At 37.0% G+C, this 20,512-nt stretch carries 20 protein-coding genes; all 20 read left to right on the forward strand.

Features of this window, described 5'->3' with window-relative positions; all coding sequences use genetic code 11:
* Positions 1–4 precede the first annotated feature (4 nt).
* A complete protein-coding gene (locus tag MKY30_RS18070; RefSeq protein WP_147207823.1) occupies positions 5–1,042 on the forward strand; it encodes a D-alanyl-D-alanine carboxypeptidase family protein in 1,038 nt (345 codons plus the stop codon).
* A complete protein-coding gene (locus tag MKY30_RS18075; RefSeq protein WP_147207822.1) occupies positions 1,035–1,625 on the forward strand; it encodes a nucleoside recognition domain-containing protein in 591 nt (196 codons plus the stop codon). Before MKY30_RS18070 ends, MKY30_RS18075 begins: the two co-directional genes overlap by 8 nt.
* Positions 1,625–2,155: a spore maturation protein gene (locus MKY30_RS18080; protein ID WP_147208062.1), complete on the forward strand. Its 531-nt coding sequence runs from the start codon at positions 1,625–1,627 to the stop codon at positions 2,153–2,155. Before MKY30_RS18075 ends, MKY30_RS18080 begins: the two co-directional genes overlap by 1 nt.
* Before the next feature lie 527 nt (positions 2,156–2,682).
* Complete coding sequence (locus tag MKY30_RS18085) at positions 2,683–3,417, forward strand: pseudouridine synthase (protein ID WP_147207821.1); 735 nt, start codon at positions 2,683–2,685, stop codon at positions 3,415–3,417.
* Between the two features lie 64 nt (positions 3,418–3,481).
* Positions 3,482–4,060, forward strand: a complete 579-nt coding sequence (gene resA, locus MKY30_RS18090) for a thiol-disulfide oxidoreductase ResA (RefSeq protein WP_147207820.1) — start codon at positions 3,482–3,484, stop codon at positions 4,058–4,060.
* A 25-nt stretch (positions 4,061–4,085) separates the two neighbouring features.
* A complete protein-coding gene (gene resB, locus MKY30_RS18095; protein WP_147207819.1) occupies positions 4,086–5,729 on the forward strand; it encodes a cytochrome c biogenesis protein ResB in 1,644 nt (547 codons plus the stop codon).
* A 42-nt stretch (positions 5,730–5,771) separates the two neighbouring features.
* On the forward strand, positions 5,772–6,962 hold the full coding sequence (ccsB, locus tag MKY30_RS18100; protein ID WP_147207818.1) for a c-type cytochrome biogenesis protein CcsB: 1,191 nt from the start codon (positions 5,772–5,774) through the stop codon (positions 6,960–6,962).
* A 195-nt stretch (positions 6,963–7,157) separates the two neighbouring features.
* On the forward strand, positions 7,158–7,874 hold the full coding sequence (locus MKY30_RS18105; protein WP_147207817.1) for a response regulator transcription factor: 717 nt from the start codon (positions 7,158–7,160) through the stop codon (positions 7,872–7,874).
* Positions 7,874–9,628: an ATP-binding protein gene (locus MKY30_RS18110; protein ID WP_147207816.1), complete on the forward strand. Its 1,755-nt coding sequence runs from the start codon at positions 7,874–7,876 to the stop codon at positions 9,626–9,628. Before MKY30_RS18105 ends, MKY30_RS18110 begins: the two co-directional genes overlap by 1 nt.
* Before the next feature lie 360 nt (positions 9,629–9,988).
* On the forward strand, positions 9,989–10,420 hold the full coding sequence (locus MKY30_RS18115) for a DUF4430 domain-containing protein (protein WP_147207815.1): 432 nt from the start codon (positions 9,989–9,991) through the stop codon (positions 10,418–10,420).
* 2 nt (positions 10,421–10,422) lie between these two features.
* The gene (locus tag MKY30_RS18120) at positions 10,423–10,932 is read left to right on the forward strand and encodes an ECF transporter S component (RefSeq protein WP_156985368.1); all 510 of its coding nucleotides are present in this window, start codon (positions 10,423–10,425) and stop codon (positions 10,930–10,932) included.
* A gap of 219 nt (positions 10,933–11,151) precedes the next feature.
* The gene (locus MKY30_RS18125) at positions 11,152–11,886 is read left to right on the forward strand and encodes a YkgJ family cysteine cluster protein (RefSeq protein ID WP_147207813.1); all 735 of its coding nucleotides are present in this window, start codon (positions 11,152–11,154) and stop codon (positions 11,884–11,886) included.
* Positions 11,887–11,913: 27 nt separating this feature from the next.
* A complete protein-coding gene (locus tag MKY30_RS18130) occupies positions 11,914–12,969 on the forward strand; it encodes a helix-turn-helix domain-containing protein (RefSeq protein ID WP_339286192.1) in 1,056 nt (351 codons plus the stop codon).
* Between the two features lie 3 nt (positions 12,970–12,972).
* Positions 12,973–14,511 (forward strand): RecQ family ATP-dependent DNA helicase, encoded by a 1,539-nt coding sequence (locus MKY30_RS18135; RefSeq protein WP_341085001.1) that lies wholly within the window; start codon positions 12,973–12,975, stop codon positions 14,509–14,511.
* A gap of 1 nt (position 14,512) precedes the next feature.
* A complete protein-coding gene (locus MKY30_RS18140; protein ID WP_339286195.1) occupies positions 14,513–15,079 on the forward strand; it encodes a CPBP family intramembrane glutamic endopeptidase in 567 nt (188 codons plus the stop codon).
* 10 nt (positions 15,080–15,089) lie between these two features.
* Positions 15,090–15,365 carry a hypothetical protein gene (locus MKY30_RS18145; RefSeq protein WP_156985362.1) on the forward strand — a complete coding sequence of 92 codons (276 nt, stop codon included), beginning with the start codon at positions 15,090–15,092 and terminating at the stop codon, positions 15,363–15,365.
* Positions 15,366–15,644: 279 nt separating this feature from the next.
* A complete protein-coding gene (locus MKY30_RS18150; RefSeq protein WP_147207808.1) occupies positions 15,645–16,232 on the forward strand; it encodes a genetic competence negative regulator in 588 nt (195 codons plus the stop codon).
* 285 nt (positions 16,233–16,517) lie between these two features.
* The gene (locus tag MKY30_RS18155; protein ID WP_147207807.1) at positions 16,518–17,798 is read left to right on the forward strand and encodes a Glu/Leu/Phe/Val family dehydrogenase; all 1,281 of its coding nucleotides are present in this window, start codon (positions 16,518–16,520) and stop codon (positions 17,796–17,798) included.
* 262 nt (positions 17,799–18,060) lie between these two features.
* Positions 18,061–19,035 (forward strand): YpdA family putative bacillithiol disulfide reductase, encoded by a 975-nt coding sequence (locus MKY30_RS18160; RefSeq protein ID WP_156985361.1) that lies wholly within the window; start codon positions 18,061–18,063, stop codon positions 19,033–19,035.
* Positions 19,036–19,538: 503 nt separating this feature from the next.
* Positions 19,539–20,504, forward strand: a complete 966-nt coding sequence (locus tag MKY30_RS18165; protein ID WP_341085005.1) for an asparaginase — start codon at positions 19,539–19,541, stop codon at positions 20,502–20,504.
* Positions 20,505–20,512 lie beyond the last annotated feature (8 nt).

A 20,512-nucleotide genomic window follows, 5' to 3' on the forward strand; every position in this document is an offset into this window, starting at 1 on the left:
CCTGATGCGTTTTTTTATATGGATGGTCATTTGTATTATTAGCTTCATATCTTTTCCAATTCATGGACATGCTGCACCGGATGTTTCGGCACAGCAGGCTGTTTTAATCGAACAATCATCAGGAAGGGTATTATTTGCAAAAGACGCTGATGAGCAGGCCTCTATTGCGAGTATTACGAAGGTAATGACAGCAATTATTGCTATTGAATCTGGAGAAATGAATGAAAAGGCCACTGTTTCCAGAAATGCTATTTATACAGAAGGGTCTTCTATTTATTTAGAGCAGGGGGAAGAAATGTCTTTAACGGATTTAGTATATGGCCTTATGCTTCGTTCAGGAAATGATGCTGCTGTTGCTATTGCTGAACATGTTGGCGGAAGTGAAGAGGGCTTTGTTTATTTAATGAACGAAAAGGCTAAGTGGCTTGGAATGAAGAATACGCATTTTGATAATCCGCATGGACTGGACTCAGAGACGCATTATTCGAGTGCTCATGACATGGCAATTTTAATGCAGTATGCAATGGAAAACCCTGTTTTTCAAGAGATAAGCGGCTCGAAAAGATATTTGTCCGAAAACAGATCTTACTATTGGCAAAATAAAAACAAACTCCTGACTATTTTTTATGAATATTGCACAGGAGGAAAGACAGGTTATACAAAGCAAACAGGGCGCACGCTGCTTACTACAGCTGAGAAGAACGGAATGGAATTAATTGCTGTAACATTGGATGCTCCTGATGATTGGCAAGATCATATGGCCATGTTTGAATGGGGCTTTGAACAGTTTGAAATGAAAGAGGTTGACCAGAATGGAGAAGTTGTAACAGATAAAAAGGATTTATCAAAAAACACTGTTACTTTACCACTTTACAAGCATGAAAATGACTCTTGGGCTAAAGAAGTATACTTAAATGAAGAAGCAACGTCACTGACTGACAATACCGTATTAAATCAACTGGATGATAATGAAAAAGATTATTTTATGGATGATGTCGCTCATGTGTTTCATTCCATTCTGAGGTGGGATACAAATGATTAATTGGATTTGGATATGTATGGCTGCTATCGGAATTATTTATGCAATGTTTTCCGGGAATATGGAGGCAGTCAATGAAGCTATATTCGATAGTGCTGCGCAGGCAGTTACCTTAGCTATTGGTCTGATAAGTATTTTGGTATTTTGGCTTGGCATGATGCGCATTGCAGAAGAAGCTGGTATTTTACGGGGACTGGCAAGGATTTTTCGTCCTATTATATCGAAAATATTTCCGGAAATACCGAAGGATCATCCAGCGTTAGGTTATATTTTATCTAATTTAACAGCAAATATGTTTGGGCTGGGTAACGCAGCAACACCATTAGGAATTAAAGCAATGGAGGAAATGAAGAAACTTAACAATAATTCTGATACGGCATCACGTTCCATGATTACTTTTCTTATTCTGAACACAACTGGATTAACGCTGATTCCTACAACGGTTATCGGAATCAGAATGCAATATGAATCTGCTTCTCCTACTCAAATTGTCGGTGTTACCTTGCTGGTTACATGTATAGGTACAATTGCCGGACTGATTATTGACCGGATCTTTTATTATAAAAGTACTTGGAGGAAATCATGATGGGGTTTATCAGCTTAATTAGTATTTGGATGATACCTTGCTTTATTTTAATAATTATGATTGCAGCAAGTATTCGAAAATTACCTGCATACGATTTATTTGTAGAGGGAGGAAAGGAAGGCATAAAGACAGCTGTTTCTTTGCTTCCTTTTTTGGTGGGGATGATTACTGCTATTTCAATACTGCGAAGTTCGGGTGCTTTAGATGCGTTTGTAGGATTAATTGCCCCAGCACTGGACTTTATTGGATTTCCTGCAGAAGTTTTGCCCCTTGCTCTAATCCGTCCAATATCTGGTACAGCAGCATTAGGTATGACTACGGAATTAATCGCAACCTATGGTCCAGATTCCTTTATCGGTACACTTGCATCTGTTATGCAGGGTAGTACGGATACTACCCTATATGTGCTTACCATTTATTTTGGTGCCATTGGTATTAAGAAAATCCGTTATGCATTACAGGCTGGGTTATTAGCTGATTTAATTGCTATACTTGCAGCTGTATTTCTTGTTACAATGATGTTTGGATAATTAATAGTCAGTAGCAAATATTAAAAAACTGCATGGAATGGCACCTTAGCGAATGCATATTTTTTTCTTAGGGTCTGGTATATTAAAATATTGCTGTACCAAATTACTGTTATAATGATATAATCACTTGTCCCATCAAAAATCGTCGCTGGAATTTTATGCTTTCCTAACTTGTAAAATAGGGCTATGATGAAGATATGTGAAAAATATATTTCATCATAGGCTTTCTTGTTATACAAGAGTCAACCGGCTATTTTAGTGTGACAGGTGCTGGCTGTATGAAAAGGAAGAAATAACAGCCTCTTCTTCTGTTCAATCGTTACAGGAATACAGAATAAATAGGCGCCAATGAAAGTTCAAAATGAAGTGTTTTTTACGAATGGGCTTCTCGTACGTGAAAGTGTTTTCCGTACTGCTTGTATGATGTGGGTAATTTTATTAGAAGGTCATTGTTAAGCGGATTATTATTTGAGGGTTTTTGAACATCATCTTCAAGTATAAACAATTAAAAAAGATTGGGGATCTATATGTCAAAGCATGAAGAAAGATTACAGAAGGTTATTGCTCAAAGCGGTCTGACATCCAGAAGAAAGGCTGAGCAATTAATTCTTGACGGAAAAGTAAAAGTAAATAATAAAACAGTAACAGAGATGGGGATTAAGGTTACCTCTGACGATAAAGTAGAAGTTGATGGTGTGCCTCTTGAAAAAGAAGAGCCTGTATATTATCTGCTATACAAACCCAGAGGTGTTATCTCCAGCGTTAAAGATGATAAAGGAAGAAAAGTTGTTACAGATTTTCTGCCGGGTGTAAGTGAAAGAGTATTTCCCGTCGGAAGACTGGATTATGATACTTCAGGAATATTGCTTTTAACAAATGATGGTGAATTTGCAAATCATCTGATGCATCCAAGTAAAGAAGTTAATAAAGTATATGTAGCAAAAGTCAAAGGTATACCCCATAAAAAAGAATTATTAAAATTACGGAAGGGTGTTATATCTGACAATGAAAAACTGAAAGCAGTCTACGTTAATATGCTGTCAAGCGATAAGGAAAAGAAAACGTCTATTATTGAATTAACATTGCATGAAGGGAAAAATAGACAAGTACGCAGAATGCTTGAGGCAATTGGGTTTCCGGTGATGAAACTGAAGCGGGAACAATACAGCTTTTTAACACTGCAGGGATTAAATGCCGGCGAGTATAGATCACTAACACCGAAAGAAGTCAACCAATTACGGAACACGTCCACAAAATTGTAAGATAATATTCAAATTTACAAGCTGCCCACAATGGTATAATCAGTGAGAAAGGGGAGGAGTGCTGTTGAATAAGGGAGAGAGAAATATTAATAAACAGAAAAAGAAACGCAACCGTCTCATTTTTCGCTCTTCTATTTTAGCTGTTTTAGTTGCTGCAGTAATATTTGTACTATTTTCAAATTCAAAAGATGAAAATACAATATACCGTGCAGGTGATGCTGCTCCAGATTTTAAATTAAGTCAAATTAATGGAGATTTTGATGCTGATGTAATGCAGCTCAGCGATTTAGAAGGAAAAGGGGTTATGCTGAATTTTTGGGCAACCTGGTGCGGGCCTTGTAAACAAGAGATGCCCTATATGCAGGAATTATACCCGAAGTATAAAGAAAAAGGGGTCGAAATCGTTGCTGTCAGTCTGGACAGTACAGAATTAGTAGTTGATAATTTTATCGATGAGTATGGCTTAACGTTTGCTATTCCGCATGATGTCAACGCTGAGGTAAGAGATTTATATCGAATCAGACCAATGCCTACAACGTTCTTTATTAATCCTGATGGAACGATAGACGAAATTGTCCAGGGGGCGCTGACATTAGATAAATTAGAAGGACACTTAGATGCAATCACACCAGATGCATCATGATATTCCATGAGAATGGAGGTAGACAATGAATAAAATAAAATGTGAGTGCGGCCATATTAATCCCGAGGGTACCGTGTTATGTGAAGCATGCGGAAAGCCTGTAGAAGGAAATCAGCATATTGACGGGAATGACGGCAAAAAGCTTTTAAATATGCGCTATGACGGCAGTGCCCGACGCTCACAAACATATCAAAAATCAATTATAGATAAAATTTGGAGTTTTTTCTCCTCTGTAAAAGTAGGCGTCTGGCTTATTGTAGCAGCATTAGTTGCGTCTATATTTGGTACGATTTTTCCGCAGGAGCAATTTATACCGCAGGATGCTGTATCAAGAGATCCGGCAATTTTTTATGAAGACCGTTATGGTATTTGGGGTCTAATGTACTACCAGCTCGGATTTCATCATATGTATAGCTCTTACTGGTTTATTACTTTAATTGCTTTAATTGGTATTTCGTTGGTTATTTGCAGTTTAGACCGTTTTGTCCCGCTTTTTAGAGCTTTAAGAAACCAGAAACCGAAAAAACATAAGAAGTTTTTATCCAGACAGCGCCTGTACAGCGAGTCAATAAATGCGGATGACTCAGATATAGACAAACTGGTTAAAGGATTGAAGAATTCCAGGTATAAAATCACGGAAGAAGATGGCCAAATATTGGCAGAGAAAGGCCGATTTTCCAGGTGGGGACCTTATGTAAACCATATTGGACTTATTATTATATTGATTGCAGCTATCTTACGTACAACACCAATCATGTTTACTGAAGAATATATGTGGGTTCGTGAAGGGGAGCAGAGAGTTATTCCCGGCACAAACAATCAGTATTACATAGAGAATAAAGACTTTATATTGGAAACACATGATCAAGATGATGAGCGCTTTCAGGAGGCTTTTCTGAAAGAGGAAGAAATTGCAAGTAATTTCCAGACAGATATTGTCGTTTACGAAGCAAAGAATGCTGATGTGGTAGGTGCTGAGCCGGAATTGGAACCCATTCTGGAGCATTCTATTCAAATGAATAACCCGGCAAAATTTGATAAATACACACTATATCAGCAGGGATATCAGTTAAATGAATTTGAAAATATGAGCTTTCATATTCACGAAGCAGATGATTCAGAAGAAGAATCGCTTGGAGATTTTACCATTGATTTAACAAATCCGGATTCAGTATATGAATTAGACAGCGGTTTCCGGGTAGAATTAACAAATTATTATCCAGATTATATTATGACAGAAAACGGAAATCCTGCTTCAGAAACAGATTTTCCTAGAAATCCAGCCTTTGTTGTGACAGTTTATCCTCCCGGTTCAGAAGAAGGAGAAGTGAGCTTTCTGGGGGTTGGCCGGAATATCGATGCTACTGGAGAAAATCAATACAAGGTAGCTATTGATGATGTTGAATTCCGGGATGTCAGCGGTATTGCAGTAAGCTCAGACCGGACGCTTCCCTACTTTTTTGTAGGTGCCATGATCTTTATGATTGGTGTTATTCAGGGAATGTACTGGCAGCATCGCCGAGTCTGGATTAATAAACAAAATGACAATACGCTTCTTTTAGCAGCTCATACAAATAAAAACTGGCACGGAATTAAACGTGATATTGAAAAAGCTGTAGAGGATACAAACATTAAGATGGTCAAGGATCAGCAGGAAATAGATGAGTAAACATTAAAACGGAATGGTTAAGATAGGATTGGAGGTAAGCGAATGGATTTATACAGTCTTAGTAGTGGAGCTTTGCTTATTGCTTTTATTTTATATTTAGTTGCAACCTTTTTCTTTGGAGGAGCAATTCGTCAAAATAAAAGTGAACGACATCAGAAAACAAAAGCAGGGACCATCGGTTTAGTTATAACAATTATTGGTTTTGCATCTCAATTAGTTTATTTTATTGCAAGGTGGATGTTGACTGGCCATGCGCCTGTAAGTAATCTTTTTGAGTTTACAACCTTTTTAGGGATGTCAATGATTTTTGCATTTATTATTATTTACATCTACTATAAAACAGCCTTTTTAGGAGTATTTGCTCTTCCTTTGGCAACAATTATTATCGCTTATGCAAGCATGTTTTCCACAGGAGCAGCACCACTGGTACCATCTTTACAAAGTAATTGGCTGCACATCCATGTGACAACAGTTGCATTAGGGCAGGGGATTTTATTTATAAGTTTTGTTGCCGGATTAATGTATTTAATCCGACAAATTGATCAAACCAAGCTGACTTTTCGCAATGCGATGCTTGAAGTTGTTATTTATTGTATCTTTTTATTTATTGGATTTATTGCTATTACATCAATCTTTAACGCGGTTTCTTATCAAGCAACCTTTGAAGTGGAAAGAGATGGACAGGCTGTTATGGCTGAATACCAGCTTCCGCCGATTGCAGCACCTAAAGACAGCACATTACTATCAGAAAATGTAATGAATTCCTGGTTCGAGGCGCCAGCCTGGATGCATGGCGACGAAGCAGGAAGAAAACTAAATACAGTGATTTGGTCATTCTTTGCAGGAACGATTATTTATGGTATTACGTTTTTAATTTCCCGCAAACGAATTGGTAAAAGACTCCATCCGCTTCTCAAGGGTGTAAAACCGGATATGCTGGATGAAATCATGTACCGTTCTGTTGCTATCGGTTTCCCTGTCTTCACCTTAGGCGGGCTGATTTTCGCAGCTATTTGGGCTCAGCTGGCATGGGGAAGATTCTGGGGCTGGGATCCAAAAGAAGTCTGGGCATTAATTACTTGGTTCTTCTATGCAGCATTCCTTCATTTACGGCTCTCCAGAGGCTGGCATGGGGAAAAATCAGGCTGGCTTGCAGTAGTTGGCTTTGCAATTATTATGTTCAACCTGATTGTAGTAAATCTTATACTGGCAAGCTTACATTCATACGCATAACACTGCCTGTATGGTGATTACAAATAGAAAAAGGGGATTGTTATCAACCATTTGGTAGCAATTCCCTTTTTGGATGAAGATTAATTAAGCGACTGTCAAACCTGTTAAGAATACAAGGATTCTCTTAATTCCTTAACTTTTCAAACAGGTTCGTTTATAATGCTAATTAGAGTTGAAATGAGGAGTGAATTGTAAATGAGTGAAGCACAAAAGTTATTAGTGGTAGACGATGAAGAAAGAATTCGACGTTTAATAAAAATGTACTTAGAAAAAGAAGATTTTGAAATAGATGAAGCAGCAGATGGAAAAACTGCGTTAGAGATGGCTTTACAAAATAATTACAATGCAATTATTTTAGATATTATGATGCCGGAAATGGATGGAATTCAGGTTTGCGAAGAGCTGAAAAAAGAAAAGGATACACCCGTCATTATGTTAACGGCAAGAGGGGAAGAATCCAATCGTGTGCAAGGCTTTGAGGTAGGGGCAGACGATTACATTGTTAAACCATTCAGTCCAAGAGAAGCTGTACTGCGGGTGAAGGCTATTCTGCGCAGAGTCTCTAATGTAAATTATCAGCAGTCAGATGCGACCGCAAAAAATTTATTAGTATTTCCACACTTGACCATTGATCATGATGGGCACCGGGTTACTGCAGATAATCAGGAAGTGAGCTTGACACCTAAAGAATATGAGCTGCTTTGCTTTTTAGCAAATTCACCGGATAAAGTATTTAATCGTGAGCAATTATTAAAAGAAGTTTGGCAGTATGAATTTTTTGGTGATCTTCGTACAGTAGATACACATGTAAAGCGTTTACGTGAAAAATTAAATTCTGTTTCCCCGCAGGCTGCGAAAATGATTGTAACAGTTTGGGGTATCGGCTATAAATTTGAGGTTGAACAAGACTGATGTTTTGGAAGAGCGTTGTAGGTAAACTATCATTAACGATATTATTATTAGTGTCCTTTGTATTAAGTGTATTAACGTTCTTTTTAATGCAGTTTTTTGAAACCTATCATATTCAGGAAGCTGAAAATGACATGACACAAATGGCTGCGAAAATTTCTTCATTGGTTGATTCAGACTATAATCTGGATTTTATCGAGGATGCTACAGAGATGCTGAGAGATCCCTCCAGCCGAATTGTCATTTACTATGCAGACGGTGAGCCATGGATTTCTGATTCCGAGGACACAGATTTAAGTTTTATTGATGAATCATGGATGTTAAATGATCCAGAAGCCCAGGAATTGCTTGTTCAAGTCACTGCACAGAGCTCTCAAGGACTGATTGAGGATGAGAATGAAATTATTTCAGTAGGCTCGCCCTTGGAAAACGGGGGAGCTGTGTTTGTTTTTAAATCCTTGGATATGATTAATGAAACCAAAGATCAGACAACCAAACTGATTTTGCTGAGTGCAGGTATTGCAATACTGCTGACAACCTTTTTTGCTGTATTTTTATCATCCCGTGTTACAGCGCCATTAATTAAAATGCGGGAAGCGGCCTATAATCTGACTCGTGGTGAATTCAATACCAAAGTGCCTGTATTAACCCGGGATGAGATTGGTGATTTAGCCATTGAATTTAATCGTATGGGTAATCAGCTCAATTATCATATTCAGGCTTTAAGGCAGGAAAAAGAACAATTATCCAGCATTGTGAGTTCGATGGCTGATGGTGTCTTCACACTTAATAGAGATGGAGAAATTATCGTTATGAACCCCCCGGCAGAGGCATATTTAGATAACTGGAATTATGAGCATAATCAGAAAGAGGATAAAGAAAAGCAGCTTCCAACGGAACTTAAGGATGCTCTCAATAAAGTAATTGCTGAAGAGAGAGCGGTGTTAAAAGAGTCTGTTGTCCAAGGGCGGAACTATGTAATGCTAGTAACGCCATTGTATGATGAATCCCATGTACGGGGCTGTGTTGCCGTTATCCGTGATATGACCGAAGAACGGCGTCTTGATAAACTTCGCAAGGATTTTATCGCAAATGTTTCGCATGAATTGCGTACACCTATTTCTATGCTTCAAGGATATAGTGAAGCAATTGTCGATGATATTGCTGAAACAAAAGAAGATAAGAATGAACTGGCTAAGATTATATATGAAGAATCGCTCAGAATGGGCAGGCTTGTAAATGAATTACTTGACTTAGCAAGAATGGAAGCCGGTCAAATTCAACTACATGTTGAGTCTGTTGCTGTTCAGGCGTTTGTTGAGCGTATTGTGCATAAATTTCAAGGGCTTGCTCAAGAGAGTGAAGTAGAACTTTCGTTAAGCTTAGATATGCATGAGCAGATTGGTGAAATGGATGCAGATCGAATCGAACAAGTGTTAACCAATTTAATTGATAATGCACTCCGTCACTCTGTCAAGGGTGGAAAAGTAGAGGTGCACGCGCTTAGCAACTCAGATTTCCTTCACGTAGAAGTAGAGGATAATGGCAGCGGCATCCCGGAAGAAGATCTGCCATTTGTTTTTGAGCGCTTCTATAAAGCGGATAAATCACGGGTGAAGAAAGAGAAGCAGGGAACAGGCTTAGGATTAGCCATTGCCAGAAATATCATTGAAGCGCATCATGGGAAAATTCAGGTAAGGAGTAAGCTGGATATTGGTACAACATTTAGTTTTGAAATACCTATGAAACATTCCTAAAAATTAATAGATATGATAAGATAGTGGTATATACAAAATAAAAATTGGGGGATGAGAGGTAATCAGTGAAAGCTGTTACTGTACTCGCAGCTCTATTTATACTCCTTTATAATTAGTTGTTAAATAGAGCTTGGCAAAAGCAGTACCTTTCTTTCCACCACTCCAATGCCAAAGTAAAGCAGCTGGATTGAACGGAGTAAGTATATATTGTTCCATCTTCAGCCTGTTAACTAAACAGGCTTTCTTTATGAGGATGTTCAAAAAGTTAGTCGCCTTGAACTTCTTGGTCCTATTTATCGGACTTTTTGAACACACACTTTATGGATAAATTTGAAGTTGATAACGAAAGGGGACATGAAGATGAATAGGTGGTTGAAGTTTTTAGGTATTATGTTAATATCCTTTGTTCTGCTTGCAGCGTGCGGTAATAATGGGGATGAAAATGAAAACTCTAATACTTCAGTCAGTACGAATGAATCAAGTGGTGAAGAGCAGGAGCTGGCCGAAGATGAGGTACGAATAACGATAACAATTGATGACGGGAATCAGTATGTATCAGAAGAAATTGTTCAAGTGGAAGAGGGGGATATCCTTTTAAATGTACTGGAGGATGCCTTCTATGTAGAAGAAGATAACGGTTTTATCACTTCGATTGAACGAGTGTCAGATGATGAAGACGAAGGAAAGTACTGGATGTATTATGTAGACGGAGAGTCTTCTCCGGTTGGGGCAGGAGAATATGAGCTGAATGGCGGCGAAGAAATCATATTTGATCTGCAATCAATAGAGTAAAAATGAATACATACAAGCTGACATTACTTGCACTACTTGCGGCACTGGCTGTAGTAGGCAGATATGCATTTCATTTTCTTCCTAATGTACAGCCTATTACAGCAATTATTATTTTAACAGGAATTTTCCTCGGTCCAGTATCATCTGTTATTTTAAGTGTATTAGTGGTATTTCTCTCGAACATGCTGCTTGGCATGGGAATTTGGACTGTTTGGCAAATTATCTCATGGTGTTTAATTGGTTTAACCGCAGGAATTATAGGCATTATTTGGAAAAAGGTTCCCTTACTTTTTATTATCCTTTTTTCGATGTTCAGCGGTTATTTTTATGGTTTTATTATTTCTTTAACGACGTTTCAGGTTACGGGACATTTCTGGCCATATTATTTAGCCGGGCTTCCTTTTGATACAGCACATGCTATTGGTAATGGTGTGTTTATCCTTTTATTATATCCATTGCTTCATGGTTTGTTTAAAAGATATTCGAAAAATAGATTTCGAATCAAATATTAGCTACTTATAACAAAAGAGAAAGCCGCTCATGAGCAGCTTTCTCTTTTGTTACGTATACTGAGGAGTTATTTTATTGGCCTGTGTCTTTTCCCATTAGAAGTTATTCTGATCATAAAATATATAAACATATAATCATTCGTGATATACTTTTCTATATTAATAATTGAATCTTTATTGCATGATAGCCTTTTTATCATGTATAAAATAGGAGTCCAGCCAATGTCTATGTTTTTAACCTACGATGAAATTCTGCTGAAATGTGAGGAAATTAATACAAAATATCAAATTAAACAAGAACGTTTTGAGGAAATAGTTGATTATATTTTAGATAATGAAGAGATGTCAGCTGACGATAAAATTGCTAAGGCATTCGTTCAGTTATTGCAGGCAGTGACTGAAGAAATCAGTGATATGGAATCTACGGCTGATATTATGCCGACGTGCCAGATGGGCTGCGCTTTTTGTTGTTATTTTCCTATTGTAATAAATAAAATGGAGGCAGAGCTTATCAAAAATGCAATTCATAAAATGCCCGATGATAAAAAGCATTTTATGAAAGAGCATCTTGGCCAGTATTATCAAACTTTTGGAGAAAAGATTAACAGGTTAAGTCATACGGATATGATTTCTGATCCAGATGCGAAATATAAATACAAACAGGAACATCTCCCATGCCCATTTTTAAATCTGGAAGCAAATGCTTGTACTATATATGAGTTTCGCCCGTTGCCGTGCAGAACATATGTGAATTACACAGATCCTGGAGTTTGTGCAGACAATATAATGCCTCAGGAAACAATCAGCTACGAGTTCTTATACCATGAATACATGGGGGCAATGAACGAACTATTACAATATTTATACGAAAATGAAAAAATAGAGAGAATAGATTATCCAGGAGATTTATATCAGGAGGATTTATTAATAAACTGGATGAAAGAGGCTGTTCAATAAGCTTGGAATTCAGAGGATGTTTTCAGTATGGGTGGTGGTGTCAGGATGCTTTTTCAAGGAATCCTTATGGATTGTTTTCAAAAAATAAATCAAGAACGTACATCTTCCAGTGTGTATAATCTTTTAATCGGAAAAAAGGCTATCCAAACTATACAGGATGCCAGGTTCTATCATATCGCTGATTACTATGGCATCTACCCGGGCTTGGCTAAAGACGATTACAGAGTACAGCTTAACCATTTAATAGAACTTGATTATTTTAGGGAAGATAATGAGAAAAAAATTCAAATCACAAAAAAAGGAAAGTCCTGGCTAGCATCATGTAAAACAAATCTTGACGGATTTGCAGGTGCGAAATATGCAAATGTGATGGAATCATTCAAGCAGCGATTGCTGCTTTTTATTCAAACCATTACCAACACTTCTAAAAAACGATATCTTTTTATTCCCATTTCAGATAACTATGAAGCTGAACAATTTGTTAAAGGTTTTTATAAGCAGTATAAACAACGTTCAAAAGAGGTATTACAACAACTATATAAAGAATTAGAAAAAGCTTTATCCGGCCTGTCAGACCTTGAGGCATCGATGTTTGTTGATCGTATAACCAGTTTCTATTCTTACGGCAGCAGTTTGCAGCAGCTTTCACAGGATTATCAGCTTTCTATTCAGGATTGTTTTTTAATTCTGCAAAAAGGTTTTTATCGCCTTTTAAGTGTACAGGAGCAAGATAATGATTATCCAATGCTTAAGCTTTTTACAAAAAACTTATATATTTCTGATACACCCTTAAGTCAGACAGCCCAGCTTACACTCCGTTTGCTTCATAAGAAGCATTCTTTTAAAGAGATTATGCAAATCCGCCGGTTAAAAGCAACTACGATACAGGATCATTTGGTGGAGATTGCCATGCATGAGACGGATTTTCCATTTTTTGATTACTTGAATTCCGCGATTTATGAAGAAATTAAAGAAATCGTACATTCAAAGCAGACCTATCGTTTAAAAGAAATTAAAAATAATGTAAACCCGGATATCAGTTATTTTCAAATTCGTTTAGCATTGGTCTTATACAATAAGTAGAGGGTGAGAATAATTCAATTAGAAGAAGCATTGTATCGTCATTTTAGTTATGATTTCTTTCGGCAGGGACAGAAGGAAATTATTTCTGATGTCCTTTGCGGGAAGGATGTGCTTGGCGTATTACCGACAGGATCCGGTAAATCTATTTGTTATCAGCTTCCTGCAAAGCTGTTGGACGGCATTACCATTGTTGTATCTCCGTTAATTTCTTTGATGATTGATCAAGTAAAGGAGCTAAAAGCAGTTGGCTTTAAAGATGTTCTTGCTTTAAACAGTTTTTTGCCTTTCATGGAACAACAGAGAGCTTTAAATAATTTAGATTCGTACCGGCTGATTTATGTTTCACCAGAATGGCTTCAAAAAAGAAAACACCAAAATTATTTAAAGCAGCTGCCGATTAAGCTTTTTGTAGTGGATGAAGCACATTGTATATCCCAATGGGGGCATGAGTTTCGCCCAGACTATCAGCGTCTGCATGAAGTGATTGAAGCATTAAATCATCCTCCGGTATTGGCGCTGAGTGCTACAGCAACACCAGATGTCCAGACAGATATTATTCATAGCTTGAACAAGCCGGATATGAAACGGCATATTTACCCTATGGATCGAAATAATATTGCTTTTTGTGTGGAAGAAGTGGAAAATGATCAAGAAAAATTAGAACGCATTGTAGAAATGACAAAGTCTTATTTCGTTCCTGCGTTAATTTATTTTACAAGCAGACAAACTGCAGAAGAAACAGCTCTGTCACTATCCGTCAAACTTCCAAAACGAAATATTGCCTATTATCATGGCGGAATGGAAGCATCTGAACGATTGCGGGTTCAGCAGCAGTTTATGAATAATCAAATTGATATTATTTGCTGTACTAGCGCCTTTGGAATGGGAATTAATAAACCAGATATCCGATTAGTGATTCACTATCATCTTCCACTCCAGATTGAATCTTATATTCAAGAGGTGGGCAGAGCCGGGAGAGACGGAGAATCAAGTGTCGGTGTAATTCTTTATCATAAAGGAGATTTTCGTCTATCGGCAAACATGGTTAAAAATGAACTGCCGTCAATTGAGGTTATTGATCGGCTCATTGCCACAATTTTTACCTGTCAGAGTACTCAAGTTGATTTACCATCTCCTGAACAACTGCATATACTGCTCGATATTAATGAAGGGGCAGCTCGATTTATCCAAAGACAACTGCAAAAATATGGGCTAATTCAGGATAATGAATGGTTTATAAACGAAAAGAATTGGAAACAGAATAGAGAAAGTGTTGTTCAATACTTAGAGAAACGGCAGTTATACAAGAATAATAAATTAAATGAATTATATCGGTGGGTTCAGACGATAAACTGTTTGCGGCAAACACTTTATCAGCCTTTTCAGGATGAATTTGGGGAACCAACCGATCAATGCTGCAGCAACTGCGGTTTTGAGTGGAGTAAATGGGCACCTGAACCACTTTTTAAAACCCCAGAAGCTTCTTCTCCTATGAATTGGCGCAAAAAGCTTCAAAAGATCCTGAATATGGAAGAGGCATAGGATGAAACAGTATGAGCTGATAAAACAAATGTCAAAAAAAGAACTAAGAATCCAGTTATTTTTCTCTCAAGGATTATTTTTCCTGTTAGCAATTATATTAAGTTTTTTCCTGTTTGATTCGTTTCTGGATTGGCTGGATCTTTTTAAATGGAATATGAAGGAAATCTTTATTTTTGGATTTTTACCTGTTCTTATCATCGTTTCCATTGAGATTGCTTTAATGTATGTAACACCTGAAAAACACTGGGACGATGGCGGAATAAATAAGCTTATATTTCAAAATCAGCCGATAAGCTTTATATTTGTATTTACACTAACAGTAGCAATTTGTGAAGAGCTTTTATTCAGAGGTGTTATCCAGACCACTTTTGGATACCTGTTTGCAAGTATTCTTTTTGCATTGGCACATATAAGATATTTAAAGAAGCCTGTACTATTTTTAGCAGCACTATTCCTCAGTTTTTATATCGGCTGGGTTTATGAATATACTGCTAATTTAATTGTTCCCATTGTCATGCATTTTTTCATTGACTTTCTACTTGGGTTAGTTATACGGTTAAAGAAATGAGGTGATGGCATTGAGCTCCAAGAAAAATGATCAAGCAGAAGCATTAAGACAAGCTATTCAAGATATAGCAGAACATAATAAAGAAACAGAAGAAGCTGTTCAGGACCAGAATGAACATAAGGAGCAAACATCTGTTGAAATAGATGTATTAAATTTACCACCAAGAAATGAAGTACATAAAGACAGCAGTAAAATACGTTTCAAAGTCAATTTTTCTTTATTACGTTTTATTTTTATTGTTGTATTACTTCTCGCTCTTGCAGGAATTATTGTCTGGTTTATTTGATTTTGAAGTAAGCATAATATAATTAAACGAACACATAAAATGTTATAATTGGTGTACAAGTATATATAGAAGTGTATTTAAAATGATAAAGAAAACATGGTTATTTAGTAATTCATTCATTTTTTCAAATATCTTTTTAAAATAAAATTAATAATTTCTACGCTCTATTGAATACCCATTTTCAAAACGATACAAGCAGGTTATGTTCATCATTTGAAAATGGTGCATATAGTAATATAAATACTTGTTACGAAGTTAAGAGTAAAAGGGGGATGCAGTATGCGAATCGAACGAATTTCAACAGATCAGTTTAAAATTTTTCTTACGTTCGATGATCTTATAGAAAGAGGGTTTACCCGGGAGGACTTATGGCATGATGCATCTAATGTTCGTACTCTGTTCAGTGACATGATGTACGAAGCAAGCAGTGAGCTTGGAATGGAATTTGAAGGAATGTTACTTGTGCAGGTACATCTTATGCAAGCCCAGGGAATGCATATTTTTGTGACGCACCAATATGATGAGGTTGATATAGAGTTAGATGATGAATACATCGAGATGAAAGTGACACTTGACGAAAGTAAAGAGCTTATTTTCTCCTTTGATGATTTTGAAGATGTCATTTCCGTAGCAGGGCATTTATCAAATATGAATATCAAAGAATCCAACGTATATTTTATGGAAAACCGTTATTTTATGTTGTTAGATCCTTATGTGCAAACAGTCAGTCATAAGGAAAATATTATTGGTCTCATGTCTGAATTTGCCCACCCAAGTATTTTAACTTCTCATCGTATAAAAGAGTACGGAAAAGTTATTTTTGAAAAAGATGCAATTTCTGAAATAAATCATTATTTCGCTTCATAAAATGAAACTTCATTTGGAGAGGGGATTCCTCTCTCCAAATTGGGCAGCCGATAAATTGAAAATATAAGTATTCGATACATCAGGATTTTTTCAGAATGAAGGAATCCAATATATATTATTCGTAACCTCTGTCATGTTATGAATGCCGGGTAAATATATACATCTCTGTCATATTAATTCTTAATAAATATGACGTTCATCTCTTTTATTGCATAATCCGTATGAAAGTGTATACTAAACTTGGAGTGAGTAAAACATTGATATAATAGTAGGGGGTAAATATTAATGGTAGCCGATAAAGCAGGAGATACTTCCAAAGAAAATCAAGAAAATACTGATGTGTTAAATTCTACATTGTCTATTGTAGAAACCGCATTAAGCAAACTTGGTTACCCTGAGGAAGTGTTTGATTTACTTAAAGAACCTTTGCGTATGCTTACTGTTCGTATTCCAGTTCGTATGGACGATGGAAAGGTTAAAGTCTTCACAGGTTACAGGGCACAACATAATGATGCTATCGGTCCAACAAAAGGCGGGATCCGCTTTCACCCGGATGTTACCGAAACAGAAGTGAAAGCACTTTCAATTTGGATGAGCTTAAAAGCTGGAATTGTCGATTTGCCTTATGGGGGAGCAAAAGGCGGAATCATCTGTGATCCAAGGGAAATGTCCTTTAGAGAGTTGGAAGCTTTAAGCCGCGGATATGTCCGGGCTGTGAGTCAGATTGTTGGTCCAACAAAAGATATTCCAGCTCCAGACGTATTTACAAATTCGCAAATTATGGCTTGGATGATGGATGAGTATAGTAAAATTGATAAATTAAATAACCCTGGGTTCATAACTGGTAAGCCAATCGTTCTTGGCGGTTCTCACGGCAGAGAATCTGCAACAGCTAAAGGGGTAACGATTGCATTAAATGAAGCAGCGAAAAAGAAAGGAATTGATATCAAAGGAGCCCGGGTAGTTATTCAAGGGTTTGGAAATGCCGGAAGTTTCCTTTCCAAATTTCTTCATGATGCCGGTGCGAAAGTTGTCGCAATTTCTGATGCATACGGAGCATTGCACGACCCGAACGGTTTAGATATTGATTACCTGCTGGATCGCCGTGATAGTTTTGGAACAGTTACGAAGCTTTTTGATAAAACGATTACGAATAAAGAATTATTTGAGCTCGATTGTGATATTATTGTTCCGGCAGCAGTTGAAAATCAAATTACCAGAGATAATGCACATAATATTAAGGCCTCTATTATTGTAGAAGCAGCAAATGGCCCAACAACAATGGAAGCAACAAAAATTCTTACAGAAAGAGATGTTCTGATTGTTCCTGACGTTCTGGCATCGGCCGGTGGAGTAACTGTATCCTACTTTGAATGGGTACAAAATAATCAGGGCTTTTATTGGACAGAGGAAGAAATCGACAAAAGATTACATGAAATTATGATTAAGTCTTTTAATAGTATATACAATATGGCAAAAACAAGAAAAATTGATATGCGGCTGGCAGCTTATATGATAGGCGTGCGGAAAATGGCTGAAGCTTCCCGTTTCAGAGGCTGGGTTTAATTAAAAACGGAATGTGGCAATCTATGAAAAGAATCTATTCAGAAATTTAATGTTCTAAAGGATATAAATAAAAAACTCTTTCACAACAAGAGTTTTTTATTTGTTTATGAAGATAACCTTTTGTATTTGCCATGCTGTCAGCTTCGTTGTACGATAGGTAATGAAAATTTAATGTGAAAAATAAGGATAAAAAGGCGGTTGATTCACTAAACAGCGGCGAATTGATCGTTTTTCTAAGTGATGTATGAAGGAAGGATACGAAATGCTAGACGAAAAAATCATTATTATTGGAGCTGGGCCGTGTGGGATGGCATGTGCATTAGAGCTTCAGAAAAAAGGACAAAACCCTTTATTAATCGAAAAAGGAAATGTAGTGCAGACTATTAGTAATTTCCCGACACACCAAACATTCTTTAGCTCAAGTGAGCGTTTAGAAATTGGCGGTATTCCTTTTATTTCTGAAAATAAGAAACCAGTACGAAATCAAGCAATGGTCTATTATCGGGAAGTGGCCGAGCGGAGTAAGCTGCGCATAAATGCTTTTGAAAAATTAGTATCTCTTGAAAAAGATGGAGAAAATTTTTTCTTGAAAACAGTTAAAAATAATGGTGATGAAATAAGTTATCATGCTGAAAAAGTAATTATGGCAACAGGATATTATGATCAGCCAAACTGCCTGGATATCCCGGGAGAAGACTTACCAAAGGTAACCCATTATTTTAAGGAAGCCCATGAATACTTTAATCAGAAGGTTGTTGTCATCGGTGGTAAAAACTCTTCTGTTGATGCTACACTTGAGCTGCATAAAGCAGGTGCACATGTGACTGTTATTTACCGTGGAGATGTATATTCAGAGAGCATTAAACCATGGATTTTACCAGAATTTGAATCACTTGTCCGAAATGGGAAAGTAGACATGGTTTTTGGAGCATCCGTGACAGAAATAACAGATACACATCTCACTTATCAAAAAGATGGTCAAGAGATCGCTATTGAAAATGACTTTGTCTTCGCTATGACAGGTTATCGCCCAGATTATCGTTTGTTAAAACAAGCAGGGGTGAAGATTAATCTGGAAAACGGTAAACCGGTACATGATGAGAACACCATGGAAACCAATGTGAAAAATTTATTTATCGCAGGGGTAGTTGCCGCCGGATATGATAATAATAAAGTATTTATTGAGAATGGCCGTTTTCACGGAGAATTGATTGCTGAATCTATCTTCTCTTCCTAATTCTATTTTTTGATATAGAGCTAAATTTATCGCAGTGTAACTGGCTGAGACTGGGACTGGGACTGCGATTACTCGTCCCACCGAAAATCATTGCAATTACTCATCCCATCATAGGGCTTTGCAAGACTCCCGCTACAAGGACGGAAAAAACTTGAAGATCATAGGTGGAAGATCAAACAGCCAGTAACGGCCCAATTGGTTCAAGGGTCTTTAGGGAGGTCGTTTTCTGGTCATACCTTTAGATGCATGCTCTTGTGGTACCAGCAATCAGTGGGGATGAAAGAACTCCCCCGCTGATTGAAGCTTCATTTTATTACACTCTGATGATTTTACTTGAGCAAATAATGACAGTTCCGGGTCAATGGAAAGCGAATACAGACTTCCGCTGATCCAGGTTTCATTTTTTATGAAAGAAACTGTGCTGGCAGGAAGATTATTTGCCTCCTTTGGCAAATAGAGATAACAATAAATGTACATAACAAATATACAAAGAAGGTAATTACATGAAAAAAGTCTTGATGATTGCAACAGGCGGCACAATTGCAAGCGATACAAATGAAAAAAGCGGCAAATTGGCTTCCGGTGTCTTAACTGGGGAAGAAATAATTGAAAAATGTGATATCCCAGCCGATATAGAAGTAAAGGTTGATTCATTCTTTCAAAAAGCAAGTATGCATTTAAATTTTACTGATTTAATCAAGATAAAAGAAGAAATAGACAATTATTTAAATGAAGAAGCTTTTGACGGTATTGTTATTACACAAGGCACAGACACATTAGAAGAAGCTTCTTATTTCATGCATTTAATTTCAAACTACAGCATTCCAATCGTATTTACCGGATCACAGCGTTCTCCTCAGGAAGTAGGTACAGACTCTTTTATTAATATTAAAAATGCTATACTTGCAGCCTGCAGTGAAGATTTAAAAGACGTCGGTGTGACTGTCGTATTCAATGAGCGTATTTTTCACTCCCGCTATGTCCGAAAGGAACATGCTTCTAATATCCAAGGCTTTAATGCTTTTGGCTATGGCTATCTAGGCATTATTGATAATAACAATGTCCGTGTGTTTCAAAAGCCTACCTACCGGGAGTATTTAGAATTAAAAAGAGAGCTGCCGACAGTTGACATTATTAAAGTATACATGGATGCCGATGGAAAATATATACAAACAGCAATTAATAGCGGCGTAAAAGGACTGGTTCTTGAAGGTGTCGGAAGAGGACAAGTATCCAGAACAATGATGCCTGCAATTAAAGAATGCATCAGGCAAGGTATTGCAGTAGTAATCACAACTTCAGCCGTAGAAGGTGAGGTTTATCCTACATATGATTATGAAGGAAGCACTTTTGATTTAATGGAGAATGGTGTCCTCCTGGGAAAAGATTATGATAGCAAAAAGGCAAGGATAAAGCTTCTTGTCGGTCTGGCAAGCAACATGGAATTGGAATATTTATTTGACATGTAATTTTTAAT

Source organism: Oceanobacillus sp. FSL W8-0428 (assembly GCF_038004405.1).
GTDB classification, from domain to species: domain Bacteria; phylum Bacillota; class Bacilli; order Bacillales; family Amphibacillaceae; genus Oceanobacillus; species Oceanobacillus sojae.